Source organism: Streptomyces sp. SCSIO 75703 (assembly GCF_036607905.1).
Classification (GTDB): domain Bacteria; phylum Actinomycetota; class Actinomycetes; order Streptomycetales; family Streptomycetaceae; genus Streptomyces.
Map to the genome: position 1 here is coordinate 45290 of NZ_CP144555.1, position 23528 is coordinate 68817.

Consider the following 23528-nt stretch of genomic DNA (forward strand, 5'->3'; position numbering starts at 1 on the left):
CTCAGTTCTGCGGCTTGGTGGCGGTCAGGACGGCCCAGGGGAAGTGCCATTCGCGGCGTTCCCCCCAGCCGTCGGGACGGACGCCGTCGCGGCGTTCGTCGAACGGGGTCCAGCCGGCGCCGGTCAGGCCGGCCTCGGCGCAGACCGCCGGGAGGTCGGTGGCGAACAGGTCGCGGAAGAACGGTTCGTTGTTGCGTTCGGCGTGCTCGTGGATGGTGGCGTCGCGGAAGGCGTCGCCGGTGGGATGGAACTCCAGGAAGCTCATGGTGCCGCCGGGCTTGAGCAGCCGGGCCGCCTCGGCGACGGTCTCGCGGACCGCTTCGGCGGGCATCTCGTGCAGCACCATGGTGCCGGTGACGACGTCGCAGGAGCCGGCCTCCAGTCCGGTGTCGCGGCCGTCGCCCTGGACGTAGCGGATGGCGGCGCCGTCGGCCTCGGCCTCGGCGTGCGCGAGGCGCAGCCCGGGGGCGGCGAGGTCGATGCCGATGATCTCGGCCGCCGGGTACCGGTCGGCGAGCGGGCGGGTGCTCTTGCCGAAGCCGCAGCCGATGTCGACGACGCGGGACGCCTCGGGGACCTCGGGCAGCGCGGTCTCGGTGAAGAGCCGGTGGAACTTGTAGCCGTCGTTGTCGCGGAGCATCACGATCCGCGCGCCCAGCTCGTACACGTAGGCGCTCAGGTCGTCGGAGTGGAAGCTGCCGGGCTGGATGTGGATGTCGTAGTCGGTGTACCAGCCGGGCAGTGCGGTCTCGGGGGCGAGCCGCAGGTCGCCCCGGGGATGGTCCGGGAGGTCGTCGAGCTGGCGGCGCAGGGTCTCGGCGCGGCCGAGGACGGCCTCGCCGACGGTCTTCCACAGCATCTTCTGCTGGACGCGCTCCAGGTGGCTGTACCAGGGGTACAGGCTGAGCCGGTGGAGTCGTTCCACGGCGTCGTCGATGTCGTCGGCGGCGGGGCCGGTGGCGTGGTACTCGTCGGCGAGGGCCGGGTAGACGGTGTCGGACCAGCGCTTGCGCAGGGTGAGGACGAAGTCCACGGCGGAGCGTTCGTCGAGCGTGAGCCGCTTCTCGATGTCGATCACGTGTCTCTCCTGTTCGGGCAGGTCTGCGGTCGTGCGGGAGCGGGGCCCCGGGGCGGGGACGGGTGCGTGTCCGGGCGGTGGGGGCCGGTGCGGGGTACGACCGGAGGCGCCGGGGGCGGTGCCGCGGGGGCGGGGCGGCGGCGCCGGGCGGACGAGCGGTCCTGGGGACGGGGGTGCGTCGAGGAACGCCCGGGTGGGGAGAGGGGCCGGCGGACCGGCGGGCCCGTCGCCCTGCCGGGGAGTGGGGCGTACGGCGGACGGGCGGGGTGACGGTGTGGTGGGGCCCGGCCCTTGACGGCCGGCGGGTGGCGCGGGGTGGCGCGGGTCAGAGGGTGCGGGCGAGGAGTTCGGCGCCGGTGACGGCGTCGGTCAGGAAGGTTCCGGCGAGCCGGCCTTCGTACACGGCCTCCAGCGCGGTGCGCGGGGCGTTGGCGTCGCCGACGACGTGGACGCGCGGGGCGCCGTCCACGGCGTCCAGCTCTCGGTAGAGCCGGTCGTCGGCCACCGGCAGTGCCACGTCCACGACGGCCGTGACGCCGGTGAGTTCTTCGGTGTGGCCGCCGAGCGCGTCCCGCAGGACGACGGTGGCCCCGTGTGCGGTGTGCACGTCCCGCATGAGGTGGGAGCGGGTCCCCAGTTCGCCGAGGCGCCGGGTGAGCGCCAGCCGGGAGTACGTGGTGATCTTGGCGGCGAAGGAGGCGGTCGGCGACAGGACGTGGACGCGGGCACCGGCGTGGGCGAGGGCCTCGGCGAGGGAGGCGGCGGTCCACGTGCCCTGGTCGTCACGGACGAGGACCGTGCCGCGCAGCGGGGAGGCCTCGTCGCCGAGTGCTGCGACCGTCTCCAGGACGTCGAACACGGGTGGTCCGCCCGGCAGTTCGCGCTTGCGAGGTCGGGCGCCGGTCGCCACGACGACGTCGTCGTAACCGTCGAGCCGGCCGCCGGGCAGCAGGTCGGCCGCGCCGACCCGCTCGCCGAGCCGCAGGTCGACGGTGCTGTCGGCGAGTTCGCGGGCCAGGTCGGTGATCATCAGGGCGAGCCGTTCCCGGCCGGGCACGGTGGCGGCGACGGCGATCCCTCCGCCGAGGGCCGCTCCGGCCTCCGCGAGGGTGACCTCGTGTCCGGCGCGGCGGGCGGAGAGGGCGGCTTCCATGCCGGCGGGTCCGGCGCCGACGACCAGGACACGCCGGGTGGCGGCGGGGCGGGCCGAGCGGAGCCGTGCCCAGGCGCCTTCGTCGCCGACCTCCGGGTTGACGACGCAGGCGATCGGCAGGCTGGCCTCCAGGCGTCCGACGCATCCCTGGTTGCAGGCGACGCAGGCGCGGACCTCGTGGGCGCGTCCTTCCTCGGCGCGGCGGACCAGGTGGGGGTCGGCGATGTGCGGGCGGGCGAGCCCGACGAGGTCCGCCTCGCCGGAGGCGACGAGGCCGGCGGCCTCGGGGAGGCTGTCCAGCCGGCACACGGCGAGCACGGGGAGGCCGGGGACCTCCTTCTTGAACAGGGCGGCGTGGTGCCGGAACGGGGCGTGCCGGAAGCTCATGTCCGCCATCTGCGTGGCGAGGGAGTAGCTGCCGTGGTAGGCGGCGTGGCTGGCGTGGACGTAGAGCAGGGGGAACTCCTGCCGCAGCCGGTCGACGATCTCGACCATGTCGGGCGGGGTGAGTCCGCCGGGCAGGAACTCGTCGGTGCTGACGCGGATGCCGAGGGGCAGACCGGGCGCCTGGGCCACGACCTCGGCCAGTACCTCGCGGGCGAGGCGGAGCCGTGCGTCGGCGCTGCCGCCGTAGGCGTCGGCGCGGGTGTTGGTGAAGGGGGACAGGAACTGTTCGATCAGGTGGCCGTGGCCGAGGTGGATCTCGACGCCGTCGTAGCCGGCCTGGCGCATGCGCCGTGCCGCGGCGCCGAAGGAGCGGACGACCAGGGCGATGTCCGAGCGGCCCATGGCGTGCGGGATGTGGGTGCCGGCGGCCCACGGCGTGGTCCCGGGCGACCAGGCGGCGGTGCGGGTGGCGTCGCCGTTGGCCTGGCGTCCGGTGTGCAGCAGTTGGGCGAAGAGCCGGGTGCCGTGGGCCTGGACGGCGTCGGCGACGGCCGCGTAGGCGGGGATGGAGTCGTCGTCGAAGCTGCCGAGGCTGATGTGGCGGCCGGCGCTGGTGGGGTGGACGCGGATGCCCTCGGTGATGATGAGGCCCACCCCGCCCCTGGCCCGCTCGGCGTGGTAGGCGGCGTGACGTTCCGTCGGATGGTTCTCGTGGCCGAAATTCGTGGTGTGGCCGGGGACGAAGACCCGGTTCCGCAGGCGGACGGGGCCGAGGTCGACCGGCGAGAGCAGGACCGTGATGTCCGAGCTTGTCACGTGTGTTCCCCCCATTCGAGGGCCTGAGCCCGGCACGGCGTTCCGTTGGCCGGTACGCCGTTCGATTGGCTGGAACAGTAGGAAGGCCGCGCGAGCCCGTCAATCATTACTTCACAGTAACTTCGAATCTCGACATCCTGCCGATTCCCGGCACCCCACCCACCACGTTCCGGCCAGGGAAAACGGGGGGGCAGCGTTCCGTGCAACGGGCGCCCGGAGGCGCGGCATGCCCGGGGCCGGGGGCCGTGCGAGGCGGCCTGCGGGGGCGGGGCGGGCCGGGGGCGTGAACCGGCCCCGGCGGGCGGGTGTTGACCTTCGGGCAGGCCGAAGGCCCACGATGGCCGGGTGCCGACATCCGAACTGATGCCGATCGGGGTCGTCGCCCGGCAGACCGGGCTGACCGCCGGAGCGCTGCGCTTCTACGCCGACTCGGGACCTCTCCCTCACGGACGCCGGGGCGGTCCGGGCGAGGGCCGCCGTGGTCACGTCGTCCCTGGTCGGCGCGGTGTCGCCGCCGGTCGCGGTGCTGAAGGGGCCCGCACTGGCCGACGCCGTCGAGCAGGTGCTCACCGCGACGGCGCGCGAGCCCGGCATGCCGGTGCTCGGGGGCCTGCGCATCGAGGCGTCCGGGGAGGCGGTCACGCCGACGGCGACGGACCGCTACCGGCTCTCCACCCGGAGCCTGGTACCGGTGGAGGCGGCGGCCGTCTCCTGGGGAGCCGCCGTCGACGGCGGCACGGGAGGCGGGAGGCTGACCGCGGGGTCGTGGCGTCACGCCGGGGCCGTCCCCGGTCTCCGCCGGGGCGGACGGCGCGCAGACCGGTGGTCCCCTCCCCGCTCGGCGGGGACCACCGGCGACCGGGAGCGGTGTCGGCTCAGTTGACCTTCAGGACCGCCGTGTTGTTCGAGGCGTCCGGATCATAGGTGAAGTCGCCGAACTCGGGGTGGATGCTCACCGCGCCGGTCACGCCGGGGATCACGGAATCGATGCGCAGCGAGAAGTCGTACGAGCGCTCCGTGTCCTCCAGCACCCAGTAGCGCAGGGAGCAGTCGTAGCGCGGGGCGCCCGTCTGCCGGGGATGGTAGGCGCCGGAGAGGGTGCGCGGGGAGCAGCCGGCCGGGACACCGGTGACCGTGGTGCCCTCGGGGACGATCAGCCGGACGTGGGCGACCGGGTCGCCGGAGCCGAGGTGGCCGAGCCAGCCGGGGCCGTTGTTCTTGAAGGTGAGCCGGGCCCTGACGGTCTCGCCCGCCTGTCCGGAGACCGCGTCACCGGTGACCGAGAAGTCGGCGGTGTTGTCGGCCGCGATCAGCAGCGCCAGGTAGTTGTCCTCGCCGCGCAGGTCCTCGGCGCCGTCGGCCGGGTCGACGCTGATGTCGATGCGCTCCTGGAGGGCGTGCCGGGCGAGGGTCACCTTCAGCGGCTCGGGCAGTTCGAAGGTGTCGCCCGGCGCGAGTTCCCGGTCGAAGGCGCACTCGGCGCGGGTCATCGGCGCGTAGTCGTCGTCGCTCGTGCGGGAGTACGTGCAGGCGTCGTACCGGGTCAGTTCCTCCAGCCCGTAGGAGGCCATCATGGTCACGGTGAAGCCGTGCGCGGTCGTGTCGCCGTGGTTGGCCAGTGCGAAGGGGAGGGTCTTCTCCTCGCCGGGCTGGGCGTGCCGGATCGGGGCGATGTCGGTGATCGCCAGGTCGGGTCCGCTGGCGACGGTGAGCGTGGTGTCGAAGCTGCCGTGCGGTGCGACGAGCGTGCCGGAGGGGCCGCCGGTGGCCGTCGCCTCGTAGGTGATGCGGCCCTGTGCCCCGGCCGTCGCGCCGTCGGCCGCGCGGACCATGAGGCGGATCTGCTCGGTGTAGTCGGGCCCGATGACGGGCACCTCGGGCACGTCGCACACGGCGGTCGTCCCGCTCGGCGCGCAGTTCTCCGGCCAGGTCACCTCGGCGACGCCGGCGAGGCCGGAGATGTCGACGGTGACCTGGCCGTCGGTGACCGTGAAGTTGTCGTTGTCGTGGTAGAGGCCGATGTCGAGCGGGCGGGTCTGCGGTCCGCCCCCGTCCGCGCCGAGCGGCAGGGTCTGCTGGTAGGGCGGGTTGATCCACAACTGGTCGGTCTGCGGCTCGTCCGCGAACGCGGGTTGGGCGAGCGAGGCCGTGAGCAGTGCGGCCACGGCGACGACACCGGCTCCGCGGCGCGGCGAACGCCCGGCAGAGGCAGGTCTCATGGTTCCCCCCAGGGGTGTGAGCGGATGGTGGGCGCACCGGGGTTCCCGAGTGCCCCGGTTACATGATCGACGAGAGGTCCGGAAGGTTGTACTGCCTTTTCCGGCAAGGGAGTTGCCGCCCGTGACCCGATGGCGCGGGCTCTGCGGGCGCGGGGGTCGACCTCGGCCGGGTGTGTGCGGGATCATGCGGCATGCGAGCCGGCGGATGGCACCAGGACGATGACGTCGACGTGTTCCTCGGCAGGGCCGAGGGGTTCCTGCGGGCGCGGCCGGTGTGGCACATCCCGCAGTTGACGGCGCTGGCGCGGCTGCGCTCACCTCTGGCGGCCCTGTACGGCGACGGCCCGCACGTCTTCGGCCGGCTGGAGCGGGCGGGCGAGGTCCGGGCGACGTTCCACCGGCTCTCGTCGAGGGGGCTCGCGCTCACGCCGCTGGGCGCCCGGGAGGCCGACGGCCTCGCCGCCCACCTCGTGACCCGGGGACAGGCCCCGCCCTATGTCAGCGCCGACCAGGACACCGCCCTGGCCTTCGCCGACGCCTGGCGGCGGCACACGGGCGCGAGGGCCACGCTCCGGGTCCGGCTGCGGCTGCACCGTCTCGGCACGCTCACCCCGCCCGAGCCCTTCCCCGCGGGCTGGGCGCGTCCGGCGGAGGACGGCGACCTCCAGCGGGTCGTGCGCTGGTGCCGGGAGTTCGCGGCCGACGTCGGGGAGTCCGAGGCGTTCACCACGGCGTCGTGGGCCCGCACCCGGTTCGCCGACAAGCGGTACACCTTCTGGGAGACGCCGGAGGGGACGCCCGCCTCCATGGCGGGCCGGAACCCGACGGTTGCCGGGCAGGCCCAGGTGGACCCCGTCTACACCCCGGCCGGCCGGCGCGGGCACGGATACGCGGCCGCCGTGACCGTCGAGGTGAGCCGCGCCGCGCTGGCCTCGGGCGCCCAAGGGGTCGTGCTGTTCGCCGACGCGGCGAACCCGACGAGCAACGCCCTCTACCAGCGCGTCGGGTTCCGTCCCGTCACCGACTGGGCCGTGTACGACTTCACGTAGGCCACACCGAGCGCACGGGGGCCGCGGCTCCCGGGTCCGTCACCGCTCCCCCGCCCTCGCCCCGCCCTCACCCGGCCGTCGACCGGGAAAAGCCCGCCCAGGTGGCGATGGCGAATCCGTCGCCCTGGCGCCGGACTTCGGCACCCGCGTGGCCGGGCCAGTGGGCCGGGATGACGAGTTCGCGCTGCTCGGCGGCGCGGGAGAGGTAGGCGCGGCGGGTCCGGGCCGCGAGGGCGGGGTCCTCGCAGAAGCGACTGCTCCACTCGGGGTGGAGCACCTGGACGGGGCTGTGCAGCATGTCGCCGACGAAGACGGCGCGGTCGGTGCCGGAGCGGAGCGTGAGGACGCAGGATCCTGGGGTGTGGCCCGGTGCCGCCTCCAGTGTGAGGTTGCGGTCGATGCGGTGGCTGCCCTCCCACACCACCGCCTGCCCCGACCGGTGCACGGGCTCGACGCTCTCGCGGAACGCCAGCTCGGCCTCCTCCCGGCGCAGCCGCTCGGACGCGTCGCGCGGTGGCCTGCGCAGGCCGCCCTTGGCCGGGTCGAAGTACACGTCGTCGAGGCGCGGGAGGAGGTACGTGGCCTGGGGGAAGGTCGGCATCCAACGGCCGTCGCGCCACCGGGTGTTCCAGCCGACGTGGTCGTGGTGGAGGTGGGTGTTCACCACGATGTCGACGTCCTCGGGGGCCACACCGGCCGCGCGCAGCCGGTCGAGGAAGGGGGTGTCCAGCCCGGCGAACCCGGGGAGTCGCGGCCGGTCGCGGCCGTTGCCGATGCCGGTGTCGACCAGGACGGTCTGGCCCTCGCTGCGCAGTACCCAGGTCTGGACGCGGCAGCGGCAGGCGTCGTCGTCCGGTGTCCAGAAGTCGGGGGCGAGCCACCACTCGTTGCGCCGCCAGGTCTCCTCGTCGCTGTCCGGGACGACGCGGCGGGCGGTGCGGACGGGGCCCGCCCACTCGACGACGCGGGTGATCTCGACGTCGCCGAGGACGATGGTGTCCGGGTGCACTGCGGGGTCCTCCTGTCGGTACGGGCTCGGTACGGCTTCGGTACGGACGCGGCGCGGCCGGCTCGGCGAGGACTCCTCGCTGTCCCGCCGAGTCGGTGCGGGCCCCGCCGGACCGGCGCGGTACGGGTGCGCGCGGCGGATGCTCCCGCGGACGCCCGGTGCGCGCCGTTTTCTGTCAACTCTCCCTCACGGGCGCCGGACGCGGGGCGGCGTGCGGCCGCAGCGCGTCGACCACGAGGTCGAGAAGCCGTCCGGTCCGCTCCGGTGTGCCACGGCGGGCCGGGACCGCGAACACGGCCAGGAGCAGGGCGACCGCGTCGTCGGCGTCGGCGTCCCGGCGGAAGGAGCCGGTCCGCGCGCCGGCGGCCAGGAATGCCGCGACGGTGCCGGTGACCCGTACCCGGCCGGCCTCGGTGACGGCGCCGCCGGGCACGGTACCGGCCGGGCCGCTCCCGGCGGCCGTGAACTGCGCGTACCGGTCCAGCCAGGCGCGCAGGGCGGCGTCGGGCGGCAGGGTGGCGAGCAGCGCGGGCGCCTCGGCGGTGACCTCGTCCAGTTCGGCGGCGTACACGGCCTCGACGAGCGCCCGGCGGTGGGGGAAGTGCCGGTAGAGGGTGCCGATCCCGACGCCCGCCGCCCGGGCGATGGTTTCGAGGGGCACGACGGTGTCCGTGGGGGCGGTGAAGGCGGAGCGGGCGGCGGCGAGGAGTTTCCGGCGGTTGCGCCGGGCGTCGGCTCTGGCGGGAAGGCGGGCGGGGCCGAAAAGGTCCGGACACCGGGGAGCACCGGGCACGGGGAACGTGGGGTGTGCGGTGGATTCGGGGGTGGGCGCGATCACAGCGGAGGGACCTCCGTCGAAAGGACGCTGATATGACGGCCGCCCGGAAGAATGGGCCTCCGTTTCCGTCATCGTCCCACGTCACAGCCGCTCTCCCCGGAGCCGCGCCCGGTGCCGGAAAGCCCGGCGGAGCCGGAGACCCGGAATGCGGTGGGGGAAACAAAAAAGGGAAAGGACGGTGTCACCGTTCCTTTCCACTCTCAACGTATAGCGCACCGGGGGGCTTGCCACAAGGCCCCCTTCGTGCCACAGAATCACCGGCCTACGACGGACCCGAGGGGGGACATCAGGTGGGGACATTGACGAGGTACGACGTGATCGTCGCGGGCGGCGGGCCGACCGGACTGATGCTGGCCGCGGAGCTGAGGCTCGCCGGTGTGCGGACGGTCGTGCTGGAGAAGGCGGCGGAGCCGGCCACGCACTCCCGTGCGCTCGGCCTGCACGTGCGCAGTGTAGAGGTGATGGACCAGCGGGGGCTGCTGGAGCGGTTCCTCGCGGCCGGTGAGCGGTTCCGCGTCGGCGGGCCGTTCGCCGGGGTGGCGCTGCCCTGGCCGGAGGGGGTGGACACGGCGCACCCGTACGGGCTGGCCATTCCGCAGGTGGTCACGGAGCGGCTGCTCACCGAGCACGCCGTCGCGCTGGGTGCCGAGATCCGGCGCGGCTGCGAGGTGACCGGTCTGCGGCAGGACGCGCGGGGGGTGGACGTCGAGGTGGCGGACGGGACGCGGCTGCGGGCCCGGTACCTCGTCGGCTGCGACGGCGGGCGCAGTACGGTGCGCCGGCTGCTCGGGGTGGGGTTTCCCGGCGAGGACGCCCGGGTCGAGACGCTCCTCGGCGACATGGAGCTGACGGCGTCCCCCGAGACGCTGGCCGAGGTGGTGACGCGGGTGCGCCGGACGCAGTTGCGGTTCGGCACCGTGCCGCTCGGCGACGGCGTGTACCGGGTCATCGTGCCCGCCCGCGGCCCGGCCGGGAGCGGGGCGCCCGCGCCGACGCTGGAGGAGTTCGGGCAGCGGCTGCGGGAGCTGGCGGGGACCGACTTCGGCGTGCACACACCGCGATGGCTCTCCCGTTTCGGCGATGCCACCCGGCAGGCGGAGCGGTACCGGACGGGACGGGTGCTGCTGGCAGGCGACGCGGCGCACATCCACCCGCCGACCGGCGGACAGGGGCTCAACCTCGGTATCCAGGACGCGTTCAATCTGGGCTGGAAGCTCGCCGCCCAGGTACGCGGGCACGCCCCCGGGGGCCTGCTGGACACTTACCACGGCGAACGGCACCCGGTGGGGGCGCGGGTGCTGGCCAACACACGGGCGCAGATGGCGCTGCTGGGGACCGATCCGGGCGCGGTGGCCCTGCGGGAGCTGTTCGCGGAGCTGGCGGCCTTCCCGGACGTGAACCGGCACCTGACGGAGACGATCACCGCGGTGGGGGTCCGCTACGACGTCGGCGACGACCGCGAGCCGCTCGGCCGGCGGATGCGGGACCTCCCGCTGGAGCGGGGCCGTCTGTACGGGCAGATGCACGGCGGGCGGGGGCTGCTCCTCGACCGGACCGGCCGGCTCTCGGCGGCCGGGTGGGAGGGCCGGGTGGACCGTGTCGCGGGCGTGAGCGAGGACCTGGGCCTCCCCGCGGCGCTGCTGCGCCCGGACGGCCACGTGGTGTGGACGGGCGAGGACCAGGAGGGCCTGGCCCGGTGCCTGCGCCGGTGGTTCGGGGCGGCCGGGTAGGGCAGCCTGGGCGGCACGGCCCCGTCAGGTCACCAGTCCGCGCCGGGAGGCGTAGTCGTAGGCGGCGGCCCGGACACGGTCACGGTCGCGCGGGCCCGGTTCGGCGAGCGCGCGGCCCGGTTCGGCGAGCGCGCGGGAGACGAGCGCCTTCACGTTCTCCTGGCCGAGGAACAGGGTCGCGGCGATCTCGCTGTGGGCGAGGCCGGCCGCGAAGGGCGCAGGGCCTTCGTTCGCGCGGGGTCGGCGGCACGACACCGATGGTGTCCTGCGCCGGTCCGGGGGCGGAATGGCGGTGGTTTGCCGGGTGGTTCGGGGGTCGGTTAGGTTGCCCCGGTCGGTCCGCGTCCGGTCCGGCCGCCCGACTCCCCCGTGCCCGTCGCGGGGTGGGCCCGTCCCTGGGAGCCGCCTGACATGTCCGCCGACCGGTCCCCCGTCCGCCGGTCCGCCGCACTGCTCGCGGTCGCCGTCGTCCTGACCGGGTGCACGGCCGCCGGGGGGTCGTCCGGCGCCGCCGACGGCACCCCCCGGGGCGCGTCCGGGGTGACGCCCCCGCCGGCGCACGCCGGGTTCGACTACCAGCTCGGCGGCGCCTATCCCCCGCCCGAGGGCGTGGAGGTCGTGGTGCGCGACCACACGGCCTCGCCCGCGCCCGGTCTGTACAACGTCTGTTACGTCAACGCCTTCCAGGCCCAGCCGGGCGCGGCGGACACCTGGGAGCCCGACCTGCTGCTCCGCGAGGGCGGCGAGGGCGGCAGGGTCGTGATGGACGAGGACTGGGACGAGGCGCTGCTCGACATCGGCGACGCGGGCAAGCGCGAGCGGATCGCCGAAAGGGTCGGCGGCTGGATCGACGCGTGCGCCGACAAGGGCTTCGACGCGGTGGAGCCCGACAACTACGACAGCTACACCCGCGCCCCGAAGGGGCTCCTCGGCGCGGGCGACGCGAAGGCGTTCCTCACCCTGCTCGCCGCCCGCGCCCACGGCCGCGGGCTGGCGATCGCCCAGAAGAACACCGTCGAACTCGCCCCCGTCCGTGAGGAGGTGGGCGTCGACTTCGCCGTGGCGGAGGAGTGCGGCCGCCACGACGAATGCGGCGACTACACCGACGCGTTCGGCGACCGCGTCCTGGTCGTCGAGTACGACGCGGCCGGACTGGAGCGGGCCTGCGGCCGGTGGGGCCACGAACTGTCCGTCGTACGGCGGGACGTGGGCGTGACGCCCGAGGGCGCGCCGGGCCACGTACGGGAGACGTGCGGGGGCCCGGGTCCGCTTCCGCCGGCGGGCGGGTGACCTGGCGTTCCGGGACAACCGGGTCACCCGGCACGACGCGGTGCGCGACCACCGCGCGCACCGCCGGGTCGCCGAACGCGTCGCCACCGCGGGCGACCGCCCCTTGCGAGCCCTCCGGCCCGCGGCCGCAGCCGTCCGGCGCGTGGCCGTGCGGGGTCCGTCACCCACGCGGCCACGCGCCGGGGCGTCCCCGCTACAGGGTGCGCTCCAGCCGGTCGGCGACCAGCGACACGAACCGGGCCGGCTCCTTGGGCCGGCCGCCCTCGGCGAGCACGGCGAGGGTGTGCAGGAGGTCGGCGGTCTCGGTCAGCTCGGCGCGGTCCTCGCGTTCGGCGTAGGCGCGGTTGAGAGCCTTCACGAGCTGGTGCTCGGGGTTGAGTTCCAGGATGCGCTTGGCGTGCGGCACCTCCTGGCCCATCGCGCGGTACATGTTCTCCAGCGCGGGCGTGAGTTCGTCGGCGTCGGAGACGACACAGGCCGGGGAGACCGTGAGACGGGAGGAGAGACGGACCTCCTTGACCTCGTCGGCGAGGTGCTCCGTCATCCAGCCGAGCAGGGCCGCGTACGCCTCGCCCTGCTTGCCCTTCTCCTCGTCGGCCGCGCCGTCGTCGCCGCCGTCGCCGAGGTCGATCTCGCCCTTGGCGATGGACCGCAGCCGCTTTCCCTCGTACTCGCCGACCGCGTCGACCCACACCTCGTCGACGGGGTCGGTGAGCAGCAGGACCTCGACGCCCTTGGCGCGGAAGGTCTCCATGTGGGGGGAGTTCTCGATGGCCTCGCGGGACTCGCCGGTCATGAAGTAGACGGCGTCCTGGCCCTCCTTCATCCGCTCCGTGTAGGCGCGCAGTCCGGTCGGCGCCTCGAGGTCGTGGGTACTGGCGAAGGAGGCGGCGGCGAGCAGGGCGTCGCGGTTCTCCGGGTCGGTGACCAGGCCCTCCTTGAGGACCGCGCCGAACTCGCGCCAGAAGGTGGCGTAGCGCTCGGGGGCGGTCTCCCTCATCTCCTTGACGGTGGAGAGGACCTTCTTCGTCAGCCGCCGCCGCATCATGCGGATGTGCCGGTCCTGCTGGAGGATCTCGCGGGAGACGTTGAGGGAGAGGTCCTGCGCGTCGACGACGCCCTTGACGAAGCGCAGGTAGGGCGGGAGCAGTTCCTCGCAGTCGTCCATGATCAAGACGCGCTTGACGTAGAGCTGCACGCCGCGCTGGTGGCCCTGGGTGAAGAGGTCGTGCGGCGCGTGCGAGGGCAGGAACAGCAGCGCCTGGTACTCGAAGGTGCCCTCCGCCTGGAGGCGGATCGTCTCCAGCGGTTCGCGCCAGTCGTGCCCGATGTGCTGGTACAGCTCGCGGTACTCGTCCTCGGACACCTCCTCGCGCGGGCGGGCCCACAGCGCCTTCATCGAGTTGAGCGTCTCGGGCTCGGGCGTGTCCTCGCCGTCGCGCGGCTCGGGGACGAGGCGGATGGGCCAGGTGATGAAGTCCGAGTACCGCTTGACGATCTCCCGCACCGTCCGGGGAGCGGCGTAGTCGTGGAGCTGGTTCTCGGCGTCGGCCGGCTTGAGGTGCAGGGTGACGGCGGTGCCCTGGGGCGCGTCGGCGACGGTCTCCAGGGTGTACGTGCCCTCGCCGCGCGAGGACCAGCGGGTGCCCTCGCTCTCGCCCGCGCGCCGGGTGAGGAGGGTGACCTCGTCCGCCACCATGAACCCGGAGTAGAAGCCGACGCCGAACTGGCCGATGAGCCCGTCGGCCCCGGCGGCGTCGTCGGCCTCGCGCAGTTCCCGCAGGAAGGCGGCGGTGCCCGAGTTGGCGATGGTGCCGATGAGCCGCCTGACCTCTTCCTGCGACATGCCGATGCCGTTGTCCCGCACGGTGAGCGTACGGGCCTCGGCGTCGAGGTCGATCTCGATGTGGAGGTCGCTCGTGTCGGCGTCGAGGGTGTCGTCGCGGAGCACGGCCAGACGCAGCTTGTCGAGCGCGTCGGAGGCGTTGGAGACGAGCTCCCTGAGGAAGACGTCCTTGTTCGAGTAGACCGAATGGATCATCAGCTGGAGGAGCTGACGGGCCTCTACCTGGAACTCAAACGTTTCGGTCGGCATGGTGGGTGATTACCTCACAGGTCCACGGCTTCTGCACTGGCCAGGTCACTCTAGGACAGGCCGGGCGCGCGGCGGAGGCGATCGGGGATCTGCCGCCCCGGGCGGGGCCGGGACGGCGCGGGGCGCGGGTCCGACGCGGCGCGGGGCGCGGGTCCGAGGAAGCGCGGGGCGCGGGTCCGAGGAAGCGCGGGGCGCGGGTCCGAGGAGGCGCGGGAGACTCAGTACGTCCACTCGTGCGGGCCTCCGCCACGCCATTCGATCCAGGGTGCCGACTCGACGTCGGAGGTCTCGACGTCCTCCAGTCCGGCGCGGCGCAGGAACTCGGCGATGTCGAGGAGCGTGTAGGCCAGGCCGACGAAGGAGCCGTCGAACCGGATGCGGCGTCCTCCGTCCTCGCCGGGCGGGTAGACGACGACGGGCTGGTCTTGGAGCATGTCCTCAGGATGTGGGGCGGGAGCGCCGGGCGCACGCCGTGCCACCCGCGGGGCGTGCTCGCGCGCGGTGGTTCAGTCGCCGTCCTGGCCGGGCTGTCGGCGCCCGGAGCCGGCGGAGAGGTGTTCCAGTGCCTCGACCAGTTCCTGGCAGGCGCGTTCGACGGAGCGCCGGGTGTTGTGCTGTTCGGTGATGACGGCGGAGAGCAGGAGCGCCGTCAGGCCGATGGCCCCGTTGAACGCCTGGAGCTTGAGCATCACCTGGTCCGGGGAGAGCCGCCCGAAGGCCCCGGCGCCGTCGCTGGCGGTGACGGTCACCAGGACGGAGGCGAGCAGGGCGCAGGGCATGCTGCCGGCGAGTTCGAAGCGCAACGCGGCCCAGATGAGCAGCGGGAACACCAGGAACATCAGACCGATGGAGCTGCGGGTGACCAGGGGTATGAGGACACACAGGACGAGCGCGAGGCCGACCGCCTCCCGCCAGCGCCGGGTCGGCGGCGGCCAGCGTGCCCGGTACAGCAGGAGCAGCATCGGCGTGACGATGACGACGCCCATGGCGTCCCCCGCCCACCAGGCGAGCCACACGGTCCAGAAGTGGGCGGTGTCGAGGTGGTCGGTGGAGTGGATGACGCCGACGCCGACGGCGGAGCTGATCACCATGGCGGTGAGCGCACCGAGGAAGACCAGGGCCAGTCCGTCGCGGACGCGGCTGAGGTCGAGCCGGAAGCCGACGGCGCGCAGCAGGACGTAGGCGCAGGCGGGGGCGGCCGTGTTCCCGGCGACGATGCCGACGGCCGTGGGGCGCAGTGTGGTGAGGGACATGACGACCAGGAGGGAGCCGAGGGCGATGCCGGGCAGGCAGCGGGGGCCGCGCAGGAGCAGGCAGGCGACGGCGACGCCGGTGGGCGGCCACAGCGGGGTGACCACGGCCCCCTCCACGACGAGCCGGAGCAACAGGCCGAGGCGTCCCGCCCCGTAGTAGCAGCCCGCGACGAGCAGCGTCTCCACGAGGAGAGCGACCGGCCGCGGCCAACCGTGTATGCGCACCACAGCAGCCATGAGACACCGGTACGGTCCGGTCGGCCACGCGAGAAGGGATGCGGGCCGCCCTCCGGGCTACTGCGCGTCCCCCGAAGCGGTGTCGTCCGGTGCGGTGCCGTCCGGCCGGCGGGCGGGCGCGGAGGGGCCTGACGGCCCCTGGCCGGCAGGGGCCGGGTGGCGGCAGTCGCCGCCGTCGTGGCCGTCGTGGCCGATGACGAGGACGGCGGCGTCGTCCTCGTGACCGACCGTCGTGGCGTTCTCGATGACGGAGGACGCGAGGGTGCCCGCCTCCACGCCGGCGACGGCGGCGGCGCCGGCGAGCCGCACGACGCGGTCGAGGCCGTCGTCGATGTTCAGTGACGGTCCCTCGACCACGCCGTCGGTGAGCAGGACGATGACGCCGCCGGTGGTCAGCCGGTGCCGTGTCACGGGGTACTCGGCGCCTTCCATGACGCCGAGGGGAGGCCCGCCCTCGTCGCCGGAGACGCCGGCCGCGCCGTCGGCGGTGGCCCAGACACAGGGGACGTGTCCGGCACGGGCGCCGTGCAGGATGCCGGTGGCGGGGTCGAAGCGCAGGAAGGTGCAGGTGGCGAACAAGTCACCGCCGAGGGCGAGCAGCAGGTCGTTGGTGCGGGCGAGGAGGTCGCCGGGCTCGCTGGTGACCGAGGCGAGGGCGCGCAGGCCGACCCGGATCTGCCCCATGAAGGCGGCGGCGTCGATGGTGTGCCCCTGGACGTCGCCGACGGAGAGCCCGAGGGAGCCGTCGGCCAGGGTGAAGGCGTCGTACCAGTCGCCGCCGACGTTGAGGCCGGCGCAGGCGGGCGAGTAGCGGGCGGCCAGCCGGAAGCCGGGCACGCAGGGCAGGGCGGCGGGGAGCATGCCGCGTTGCAGGGCGATGGCCAGCTCCACCTGGGTCCGTTGCAGCTCCGCCAGCTCGCGCGCCTCGGCCGTCAGCGAGGCGAGCCTGGCCAGCAGCTCGTCGGCTTCTTGTACGGGGTGCTTGCGGAACATGCGACCGCTCCCGGGGGGTCGGCCGCGCCTCGGGCGGTCGGCCGGCGCAGGATGCCTGGCGGGGTTCTGGGCGGGGTGGGGCAGGGGTGCGGGGCCCGGCGGGCCGGTGCCGCCGGGCCCGTCTCGCCGGCCCCTTGTCGCCGGTCCCTCCGGCGACGCGGGCAGGGGCGGTGACGACAGGGGGCGGCCCCTGGTTCAGCCATGTGGGGCGGGCTTCCGCGCGCGGGCCCGGGACGCCTCGATCTCCGCGTACGCCCCGTCGCGGCCCTCCCAGTGGGAGCCCTCGACGGACTTGCCGGGTTCGAGGTCCTTGTAGACGTCGAAGAAGTGCGTGATCTCCAGACGGTCGAAGTCCGGGATGTCGTCGATGTCCTGCACGGCCGCGTGACGCGGGTCGCCCGCGGGCACGCACAGCACCTTCTCGTCCGGGCCGTTCTCGTCGCGCATGAGGTACATGCCGACCGCCCTGCACCGGATGACGCAGCCGGGAAAGGTCGGCTCGCCGGTCAGCACCATCGCGTCCAGGGGTTCGCCGTCGCGGCCGAGGGTGCCGTCGACGTAGCCGTAGTCCGCCGGGTACTGGGTGGACGTGAAGAGCATCCGGTCCAGCCGGATGCGGTGCCGGGTGTGGTCCATCTCGTACTTGTTGCGGGACCCCTGGGGGATCTCCACGATCACGTCGAACTCCACCGTGTGCTCCTCGTCCGGTCGCGTCGGCCGCGCCGGGGACCGGCGCTGCGGGCCGCGGTGGCGGCATTCCGTCGGCGGCGCGTCCGGCGCCCTCACAGTCTCGCCCCCGTGCCGCCGTACCGGCGGCCCGACCGGGGGCCCGGCTCGGCCGTCCGGGTGAACGGATGCCCTGGCGCCCGGCGCGGCGCAGGGCCGGCGCCGGGTGGGGCCGGGGGCCGGGCGGCGTGGTTGGGCCGGTCCGGGGAAGGGCACACTGGGAGTGACGAGGGCGATGGGGCCCGCCGCGACCGCACGAGCGAGACGGCACCGTGCTGATGGCCTCTGCGTGGATGACGGACGACCACGGGAGGTGCCCGCGGTGGAGGTGACGGTGGTGGTGGGGGCGACGGTCGGAGCGCCCTTCGCCCCGGCGGACGGATCGGACGGCTACACCCAGGTGTCGGCGGGATCGACCCGGGTGACGGGGTACCCGGTCGGCGCCGGCCACATAGACGACACGCTCACCGAGGACGGCGAGCCGACGGCCGCCCTGGTGCTGATGGAGGAGCCCGCGCTGCCGGGCCGCACGGTGCGCGCCCGGCCGGTCGCGCTGGTCCACGCCCTGGTGGACGGACGGCCGCGGGCCGAGGTGATGTGCGTGCCTGCGCACGATCCCAACTTCGCCGAGCTGACCGGTCCGGTGGCGCTGCGCGAGTGGCACGCGGACGAGGAGACCCTCGCCGTCGTCCTGCACCGGCTGGACCCCGACCACCATTGGCGGGTGGCGCACTGCGAGGGCCCGGTGGCGGCCGAGGAGTTCCTCGACGAGGCCCGGGACGCCTACGAGCGGCTGACCGGCCGCCCGGAGTGACCGCCGCCGGTGCGGCCGGGCCCGGTGGCCGGGTTCCGGGCGCGGTCGGCGACGCACACGGCGAGGGTGTAGCCCGTACCGGTGTGGGTGACCGTCCCCGGCCCCGGTCCCGGGCGCGTGCCCGGACGGCGGCACGCCGCCCGGGATTGCACGTGTCGCGCACCGGGGAACAATGGGCGTACGGCGGTGCCGCGGCTCGCCGGGACACACCGCGCGGACCGCGCGACACGCGGGCGGTGCCCTCACCGGCGTCGACCGAACCGGGCGACACGCCGCGGGACACGCCGGGCGAGTCCGTGGTGCGGTGCCGTACGGCGGTCGGCGTGGCGCGCGGCCCGGGAGACCGTCCCGGGTGTGCCTGGTCGGGTGGACGCCGCGGCGCGGCCGAGAGGGCCCGGCCCGGCGTCGACGCCGACGCGGGTTCCCCGGCACCGGGCGACGCGGCGACACGTAGGGCGAGGACGACGTATGACGAAGAGGGAGTCCGGGCAGCCGGAGGGGCCGGTGTCACCGTCCTCGCCGGAGGTCGCCGCGGCCCGTCTGCGCCTGCTCGCCGAGGCGACCCGGGCGCTCGCGTCGAGCCTGGACGCGGCTCAGTCGCTGCGCCGGCTGGCCCGCCTGGTCGTACCGCACCTGGCCGACGCCTGCGTCGTCGACGTCATCGAGGGCGACGGACTGCGGCGGCTCACCGTCACGGACCGCGATCCGGAGCGGGCGCTGCGCGTGCTGCCGGGCGGCTTCCTCCCCGGCCCGGACGACTCCTCCGCCCCGCTGGCGCGGGTGCTGCGGGGCGGGGGGCCGCTCGTGGTGAGCGACTTCCCCGCCCCCGATCCGGCCGACTCGCTCCAGGCCGCGCAGTGGGCGCTGTACCGCACGCTGGGCGCCGGGTCCGCGCTGATCGTGCCCATGCGCGTGCGGCAGCAGACGCTCGGCGCGCTCACCTTCGTGCGGCACGCCCCGGCGGCGCCCTTCGACGAGCAGGAACAGGCGCTCGCCGCCGACCTGGGGCACCGGGCGGGCCTCGCGCTGGACAACGCGCGGCTGTACGCGCTCCAGCAGTACACGGCGGAACAGCTCCAGCTCTCGCTGCTGCCGGACATGACCGGCTTGGGTCACCTCCAGCTCGCCGCGAGCTACGTGGCGGCGCGGGAGCGGGCCGAGGTGGGCGGCGACTGGTACGACGCGTTCCCGCTGCCGGACGGTTCGGCGATCCTGGCCATCGGGGACGTGATCGGGCACGATCTGGCGGCGGCCGTCCGCATGGGCCAGTTGCGGAACATGCTGCGCGCCCTCGCCTACGACAGCGGAGACGACCCGGCCGGGGTGATGAGCCGCCTGGACAACGTGATGCAGGGCTTGACCACCATCGAACTGGTCACCGCGGTCATCGCCCGGCTGGAGACGCCCGGGACCGGGCCCTGGCGGCTGCGCTGGACCAACGCGGGCCACCTGCCTCCCCTGCTGGCCCAGCCGAACGGACGGACCCTCCTGCTGGAGGAGGGGCACGCGCCCGTCCTGGGCGTCGACCCCGCTCTCGGCCGGACGACGGCGTGCGTGACGCTGCCGGCCGGGTCGACGCTGCTGTTCTACACGGACGGGCTGATCGAGCGGCCCGGCGAGGACATCGGGCGGGGGCTGACCCGGCTGCGGCAGCAGGCCGCCTCGCTGGCCCGGCAGCCGCTGGCCGTCTTCCGCGACGAGTTGCTGAACCGGTTCAGCGACGACCAGCACGACGACATCGCGGTCCTCGCCCTGCGCGTGCCCTGACGGCCGCGGCCACACCGGAGGACCGGGTCGTCCTGCTCCGCCGAGCGCTGCCGCCCGGCTTCCACCCCGCCGGACGGGACGGCGGGCGGCTACCGGTGCTCGTGCTGGACCACGATGCGGGGCCGGTCACCCTCCCGGACCTGCTCGTCCTGACCGAGCGAGGCGAGGCGGGCGTCGCCGTCGTCACCGCCGTCTGACGCGTCCCCTCCACCGGTCCGGCCCGGACGGGCCGGCCGCCCCAGCGACCAGGTGGGGCGCTCCGGGGCACATCGTCGGCGTTTCGGCCATGCCGGGACATGACGACGCCTGTGGGGCACAAGGGCCGACTCGGCCGCGGTCCGCGCGATGCGCTCTGTCCCGGGGATCGGCACACGGCCGAAACACATGTGTTCGAAACCTGGCACGGCTCGTTGAGCCGCACGAAGGAGAAGGAGCCCCGCCCCGCGGGAGTCCCCTCGGACCTCGGACCGGATCGGACCGTCTCCCGGACCGGACGGCCCCAGGCCGCCGCGGACCCCCGGGCCGCCGCGGGCTCTCGTGCCAGGAAGGACACCACTGTGAAGCGACCCCCCGGCGCACCGCGCGCCCCGCTGACCCGCACCCGCCCCCCGTCCCGCCGGCGCCGGGACCGCTCCCGTACCGCCCCCGCGCCGTGCCCCGCCGCGCACGACCCGTACGACCGCGCCGAGCACACGGCGCCGGGGCGGTGTCGCCCGTGAGGCCGCGCGGGAGGCGCCAGGAGCCGGAGGGCGCCGTCTCCCAGGCCGAACAGGAGCTGTACGGGGGCCGGCTGCGCTGGGACCAGTCCTTCGTGCACCACGCCGGGGCACTGACCCGGATGGGGTTCGGGCAGATGGCCGCCGCCCTGCCCCGGATGGCGAACATGGTGCTGCGCACCGGATGGCAGGCCGACCCGCGGGCGCTCACGGGGGTCGTGCTCGCGCAGATCGGGCAGGGCGTCACCGCGGCCTGGGGCCTGGTCGCGGTCAACGGCATCCTGACCCGCCTGTTCGCCGACGGCCCCACCGCCGACAAACTGCGGGAGGCGCTGCCCTCCCTGACCGTCCTGGCGGCGGTGTCGGTGGCGGCGGCCGTCCTGGCGGCCTGGTCCACGGCGATGTCCGGCCGGCTGGAACCGCAGGTGGAGCGCGCCATCTCCGCCCGCTACTACGAGGCCGTCACCCGCGTGGAGGTGGCCGCGACCGAACGCCCGGAGGTCCAGCGCGTCCTGGAGGCCGGGAAGTTCGGCACCGACTCGGCCCGGCACATGCTGCGGCTGTCGGTGGGCGTGGGCAACGTCCTGATCGGCATGGTCGCCGCCGCCGTGGTGCTCGCCACCCTGCACTGGACGTTGCTGCCGATGCTGCTGACCATCGCGCTGCCCAAGGGCTGGGGCGCGGTCCGCTCGGCCCGCCGCGAGTACTCCTCGCGGCTGCACTGGGTCGACCACCGGCGCGCGGTCGCCTCACTGCTCGCGTACCTCACCCGGCCGCACGCCGCCGGGGAGATCCGGGCGCACGGCGCCGGGGCGAAACTCCTGCGCGGCTACGAGGAGATGTCCCGCCAGATGGAAGGCGAGCAGCGCCGCCTCGCGCGGGCGCAGGCCCACACCGACCTGGTCGCCGGCGCCTTCTCCGGAATCGCCTCGCTCGGCTGCTACGGCATGCTGTGGTGGCTGCTGACCACCGGCGGGCTGCCGCTCGCCGTCGGCGGCACGGCCGTCATCGCCATCCGCACCTCCACCGCCCGGCTCACCTCCCTGGTCCAGCAGGTCAACCGGCTGTACGAGGAGATGCTGTTCCTCACCGACACGAGGAACGCGACCGACCTGGCGGCACGGCACGCCATCCCCCGCACCGGACGGGACCTGCCCGAAGCGGTGCGCTCCGTCGTCGTCGAGGACGTGTCCTTCACCTACCCCGGCGCCGTCTCCCCCTCACTGAAGGGCGTCAGCCTCCGGGTGCGCCGCGGCGAGGTGACCGCCCTGGTCGGTGCCAACGGCTCGGGCAAGACCACCCTCACCAAGGTCCTCGCCGGACTGCTGCTGCCGACCGGGGGACGGGTGTGGTGGCAGGGGGCCGGCGGCGAGCGGGTGGAACTGCGGGAGGCCGACCGCGCCCAGGTGTTCGGCTGCGTGGGGCTGCTCTCCCAGGACTTCCCGCACTGGGAGATGACCGCCGCGACCAACGTGGCGATCGGCGCCGGCGACCGCCCCCGCGACATGGACCGGGTCAAGGCCGCCGCCGAGGCGGCCGACGTGCGCACCCTCGTCGAAGGGCTGCCGCACGCCTGGGACTCGATCGTCTTCAAGGGGTACGAGCGGGGCGTCCAGCTCAGCGGCGGACAGTGGCAGAAACTGGGCAACGCCCGCAGCCGCTACCGCGACGCGCCCTTCTTCCTCGTGGACGAACCCACCTCCGCCCTCGATCCGCGCGCCGAGATCGAGGCGTTCGACGGGCTGTGGGCCCTCGCCGCCGAGGACCACGCCGTCGTCCTCGTCACCCACCGGCTCGCGGCGACCGCGAAGGCCGACCACATCTACGTCCTCGACGGCGGGAGCATCGTCGAGGAGGGCGACCACACGCAGCTCATGGCGCGCCCCGGCGGGCTGTACCGGGAGATGTTCGAGGCCCAGGCGGCACAGTACGGGCTGGCCGGACCGGCCGCGGACGGCATCCCGTCCCCGCGCCGCGGCGCGGGGCCCCGGCGCGAGGAGAGCCGGTGACGGGCGCCCGGCCGCTGCGCGCGGGCCCGCTCCCCCGCCCGGCCGGGCCCGCCTGCCCTCCACCGGCCACAGGGAAGGGACACGAGGACGGCTGGCTGCCGCCCGAGGAGTACGCCGAAACCCTGATGAAGGCCACCGGCTTCGCCTGTGTCTACTTCACCGACGAACGGGACCGCCCGCTGCAACTCCACTCGGTCTACAGCCCGGCGCACCCGTGGCAGCCGGCGGGCGGAACCATGGAGCCCGGCGAGCGGCCCTGGCAGACCGCGGTCCGGGAGTGCCGCGAGGAGACCGGCATCACGGTCGCCGGCCCGCCCCGGCTGCTGGCGGCGGTGTACGGACTGCCCGGCGACGAGTGGCCGTACAGCACCATGGGGCTGGTGTTCGACGGGGGCCGGCTCGGCGAGGACCGGATCCGGGACATCGTCCTGGACCCGGAGGAGCACGACGAGGTCCGCGTCCTCGCCGTGGAGGAGTGGCGGCCGCTGATGCCTGCGCGGGACTTCGCCCGGCTCCGCGCGATCGCGGACGCCCGCCGCACCGGCGTGGCCGCCTACTTCGACACGTGGGACTGGGGCGCCGGATGAGGACGCAGCCCGAGGCCGCCCGCGACCGACAGCTCCTGTTTGGTGAAGTCCCCCGTCAGCATCGGCATCGCCCGGCCGATGGCGGTCCTGGCGTCGGTACGGGTCAGCGAGGCGTCGTGGTGTTCCTTGGACCGCCACACCTCGGTCACCCAGATGGTCACGTCGTCATCGTCGGCGAGGCCCACGAGGTAGAGGTCGCAGCCGGCCGCGCTCAGGCCGTCGGCGGCGTCCAGGAGCAGGGTGGCCACCTCGTCGCGGGAACCGGGCTTGGTCTTCATCGACGCGATGCAGCCGTACGTCATCAGGTTCGCTCCTCCCAGGGCGCGCGGGGCGGGATGCCCGCACGGCGCAGTACCCTGCCACCCCCCGCGTCCGGACTCAACGGCTCCGCGCGCACCGGACCCGCCGCGCCGGGGGCCCGGACGAAGCCCCGGCGGTCCCCGCCCGGCGGAGCGCCCCGCGGGCCCGCCGCGGCCGGCCCGGCGCGGGCCGCCCGGCGGCGGGCCGGGTCTCAGGCGGGGTCGGCGGCGGCGCTCTCGCGCAGGCTGCGGGGACGCAGGTCGGTCCAGTTCCTCTCGACGTACTCCAGGCAGGCGGCGCGGGTGTCCTCGCCGTGGACGACGGTCCATCCGGCGGGGACGTCCGCGAAGGCGGGCCACAGGGAGTGCTGGTCCTCGTCGTTGGCGAGGACCAGGTAGACGCCGTCCTCGTCCTCGAAGGGGTTGGTCACGGGGCCTCCTCGGTCGGCTCGGCGGGCCCGCG

20 protein-coding genes, 2 pseudogenes and 1 riboswitch are annotated in these 23528 nt (G+C 74.6%); of the genes and pseudogenes, 9 read left to right on the top strand and 13 right to left on the bottom strand.

What is annotated here, in order from left to right; all coding sequences use genetic code 11:
- Position 1: 1 nt before the first annotated feature.
- On the bottom strand, positions 2-1078 hold the full coding sequence (locus VM636_RS00215; RefSeq protein WP_030421763.1) for a class I SAM-dependent methyltransferase: 1077 nt from the start codon (positions 1076-1078) through the stop codon (positions 2-4).
- A gap of 325 nt (positions 1079-1403) precedes the next feature.
- Positions 1404-3434 (bottom strand): FAD-dependent oxidoreductase, encoded by a 2031-nt coding sequence (locus tag VM636_RS00220; RefSeq protein ID WP_199809421.1) that lies wholly within the window; start codon positions 3432-3434, stop codon positions 1404-1406.
- 345 nt (positions 3435-3779) lie between these two features.
- On the opposite strand from VM636_RS00220, the pseudogene VM636_RS00225 reads away from it, so the two are divergent.
- Positions 3780-4131, top strand: a pseudogene (locus tag VM636_RS00225) (transcriptional regulator); the annotation flags it as partial.
- Positions 4132-4309: 178 nt separating this feature from the next.
- Here VM636_RS00225 and VM636_RS00230 read toward each other — a convergent pair.
- Positions 4310-5653: a hypothetical protein gene (locus VM636_RS00230; protein ID WP_053912710.1), complete on the bottom strand. Its 1344-nt coding sequence runs from the start codon at positions 5651-5653 to the stop codon at positions 4310-4312.
- A 191-nt stretch (positions 5654-5844) separates the two neighbouring features.
- Between VM636_RS00230 and VM636_RS00235 the strand changes: the two genes are divergently transcribed.
- Positions 5845-6702 (top strand): N-acetyltransferase, encoded by an 858-nt coding sequence (locus tag VM636_RS00235; RefSeq protein ID WP_053912711.1) that lies wholly within the window; start codon positions 5845-5847, stop codon positions 6700-6702.
- Between the two features lie 67 nt (positions 6703-6769).
- Here VM636_RS00235 and VM636_RS00240 read toward each other — a convergent pair whose 3' ends face one another.
- Together VM636_RS00240 and VM636_RS00245 are read right to left on the bottom strand one after the other, a co-directional pair.
- Positions 6770-7711 carry an MBL fold metallo-hydrolase gene (locus VM636_RS00240; protein WP_053912712.1) on the bottom strand — a complete coding sequence of 314 codons (942 nt, stop codon included), beginning with the start codon at positions 7709-7711 and terminating at the stop codon, positions 6770-6772.
- 175 nt (positions 7712-7886) lie between these two features.
- The gene (locus tag VM636_RS00245; RefSeq protein ID WP_324616663.1) at positions 7887-8372 is read right to left on the bottom strand and encodes a helix-turn-helix domain-containing protein; all 486 of its coding nucleotides are present in this window, start codon (positions 8370-8372) and stop codon (positions 7887-7889) included.
- A 476-nt stretch (positions 8373-8848) separates the two neighbouring features.
- Here VM636_RS00245 and rox point away from each other — a divergent pair, with 476 nt between their 5' ends.
- Positions 8849-10279 (top strand): rifampin monooxygenase, encoded by a 1431-nt coding sequence (rox, locus tag VM636_RS00250; protein WP_037858846.1) that lies wholly within the window; start codon positions 8849-8851, stop codon positions 10277-10279.
- 24 nt (positions 10280-10303) lie between these two features.
- On the opposite strand, the gene VM636_RS00255 is transcribed toward rox, so the two are convergent.
- Positions 10304-10534: a hypothetical protein gene (locus VM636_RS00255; protein ID WP_053912713.1), complete on the bottom strand. Its 231-nt coding sequence runs from the start codon at positions 10532-10534 to the stop codon at positions 10304-10306.
- A gap of 156 nt (positions 10535-10690) precedes the next feature.
- On the opposite strand from VM636_RS00255, the gene VM636_RS00260 reads away from it, so the two are divergent.
- Both VM636_RS00260 and VM636_RS00265 read left to right on the top strand, forming a co-directional pair.
- Positions 10691-11569 (top strand): endo alpha-1,4 polygalactosaminidase, encoded by an 879-nt coding sequence (locus VM636_RS00260; RefSeq protein ID WP_053912714.1) that lies wholly within the window; start codon positions 10691-10693, stop codon positions 11567-11569.
- Positions 11541-11672, top strand: a pseudogene (locus VM636_RS00265) (taurine dioxygenase); the annotation flags it as partial. The gene VM636_RS00260 and the pseudogene VM636_RS00265, both read left to right, overlap by 29 nt.
- 90 nt (positions 11673-11762) lie before the next feature.
- Here VM636_RS00265 and htpG read toward each other — a convergent pair.
- From htpG to VM636_RS00290, 5 genes are all read right to left on the bottom strand, one after another.
- Entirely contained in the window at positions 11763-13664 is a 1902-nt protein-coding gene (htpG, locus tag VM636_RS00270) for a molecular chaperone HtpG (RefSeq protein ID WP_053912715.1), read from the bottom strand.
- Positions 13665-13882: 218 nt separating this feature from the next.
- Complete coding sequence (locus tag VM636_RS00275; protein ID WP_030421774.1) at positions 13883-14098, bottom strand: hypothetical protein; 216 nt, start codon at positions 14096-14098, stop codon at positions 13883-13885.
- Positions 14099-14170: 72 nt separating this feature from the next.
- Positions 14171-15154, bottom strand: coding sequence for an MASE1 domain-containing protein (locus tag VM636_RS00280; protein ID WP_053912716.1), 984 nt, complete (start codon positions 15152-15154; stop codon positions 14171-14173).
- 57 nt (positions 15155-15211) lie between these two features.
- Positions 15212-16147 carry a PP2C family protein-serine/threonine phosphatase gene (locus VM636_RS00285; protein WP_078962510.1) on the bottom strand — a complete coding sequence of 312 codons (936 nt, stop codon included), beginning with the start codon at positions 16145-16147 and terminating at the stop codon, positions 15212-15214.
- 195 nt (positions 16148-16342) lie between these two features.
- The gene (locus tag VM636_RS00290) at positions 16343-16837 is read right to left on the bottom strand and encodes an inorganic diphosphatase (protein ID WP_030421777.1); all 495 of its coding nucleotides are present in this window, start codon (positions 16835-16837) and stop codon (positions 16343-16345) included.
- Between the two features lie 258 nt (positions 16838-17095).
- A riboswitch (Fluoride riboswitch) is annotated at positions 17096-17168 on the top strand.
- A 27-nt stretch (positions 17169-17195) separates the two neighbouring features.
- Here VM636_RS00290 and VM636_RS00295 point away from each other — a divergent pair.
- From VM636_RS00295 to VM636_RS00310, 4 genes are all read left to right on the top strand, one after another.
- Entirely contained in the window at positions 17196-17687 is a 492-nt protein-coding gene (locus tag VM636_RS00295; protein WP_030421778.1) for an inorganic diphosphatase, read from the top strand.
- Positions 17688-18155: 468 nt separating this feature from the next.
- Positions 18156-19454 carry a GAF domain-containing SpoIIE family protein phosphatase gene (locus tag VM636_RS00300; RefSeq protein WP_030421779.1) on the top strand — a complete coding sequence of 433 codons (1299 nt, stop codon included), beginning with the start codon at positions 18156-18158 and terminating at the stop codon, positions 19452-19454.
- A gap of 838 nt (positions 19455-20292) precedes the next feature.
- Positions 20293-22179: an ABC transporter ATP-binding protein gene (locus tag VM636_RS00305; protein WP_234312694.1), complete on the top strand. Its 1887-nt coding sequence runs from the start codon at positions 20293-20295 to the stop codon at positions 22177-22179.
- A gap of 125 nt (positions 22180-22304) precedes the next feature.
- A complete protein-coding gene (locus tag VM636_RS00310) occupies positions 22305-22766 on the top strand; it encodes an NUDIX hydrolase (protein ID WP_051821465.1) in 462 nt (153 codons plus the stop codon).
- On the opposite strand, the gene VM636_RS00315 is transcribed toward VM636_RS00310, so the two are convergent.
- Together VM636_RS00315 and VM636_RS00320 are read right to left on the bottom strand one after the other, a co-directional pair.
- The gene (locus VM636_RS00315) at positions 22733-23068 is read right to left on the bottom strand and encodes an antibiotic biosynthesis monooxygenase family protein (protein WP_051821460.1); all 336 of its coding nucleotides are present in this window, start codon (positions 23066-23068) and stop codon (positions 22733-22735) included. The genes VM636_RS00310 and VM636_RS00315 overlap by 34 nt on opposite strands.
- Before the next feature lie 209 nt (positions 23069-23277).
- On the bottom strand, positions 23278-23496 hold the full coding sequence (locus VM636_RS00320) for an MbtH family protein (RefSeq protein ID WP_030421783.1): 219 nt from the start codon (positions 23494-23496) through the stop codon (positions 23278-23280).
- Between the last annotated feature and the right edge of the window lie 32 nt (positions 23497-23528).

What these genes read in the sequence shown, in the direction of transcription:
- VM636_RS00300 (WP_030421779.1), top strand. Translation starts at nt 18,156, where the DNA reads ATGACGAAGAGGGAGTCCGGGCAGCCGGAGGGGCCGGTGTCACCGTCC.
- VM636_RS00230 (WP_053912710.1), bottom strand. Translation starts at nt 5,653, where the DNA reads ATGAGACCTGCCTCTGCCGGGCGTTCGCCGCGCCGCGGAGCCGGTGTC.
- VM636_RS00310 (WP_051821465.1), top strand. Translation starts at nt 22,305, where the DNA reads ATGAAGGCCACCGGCTTCGCCTGTGTCTACTTCACCGACGAACGGGAC.
- VM636_RS00275 (WP_030421774.1), bottom strand. Translation starts at nt 14,098, where the DNA reads ATGCTCCAAGACCAGCCCGTCGTCGTCTACCCGCCCGGCGAGGACGGA.
- VM636_RS00285 (WP_078962510.1), bottom strand. Translation starts at nt 16,147, where the DNA reads ATGTTCCGCAAGCACCCCGTACAAGAAGCCGACGAGCTGCTGGCCAGG.
- VM636_RS00315 (WP_051821460.1), bottom strand. Translation starts at nt 23,068, where the DNA reads ATGACGTACGGCTGCATCGCGTCGATGAAGACCAAGCCCGGTTCCCGC.
- htpG (WP_053912715.1), bottom strand. Translation starts at nt 13,664, where the DNA reads ATGCCGACCGAAACGTTTGAGTTCCAGGTAGAGGCCCGTCAGCTCCTC.
- VM636_RS00305 (WP_234312694.1), top strand. Translation starts at nt 20,293, where the DNA reads ATGGGGTTCGGGCAGATGGCCGCCGCCCTGCCCCGGATGGCGAACATG.
- VM636_RS00260 (WP_053912714.1), top strand. Translation starts at nt 10,691, where the DNA reads ATGTCCGCCGACCGGTCCCCCGTCCGCCGGTCCGCCGCACTGCTCGCG.
- VM636_RS00280 (WP_053912716.1), bottom strand. Translation starts at nt 15,154, where the DNA reads ATGGCTGCTGTGGTGCGCATACACGGTTGGCCGCGGCCGGTCGCTCTC.
- VM636_RS00235 (WP_053912711.1), top strand. Translation starts at nt 5,845, where the DNA reads ATGCGAGCCGGCGGATGGCACCAGGACGATGACGTCGACGTGTTCCTC.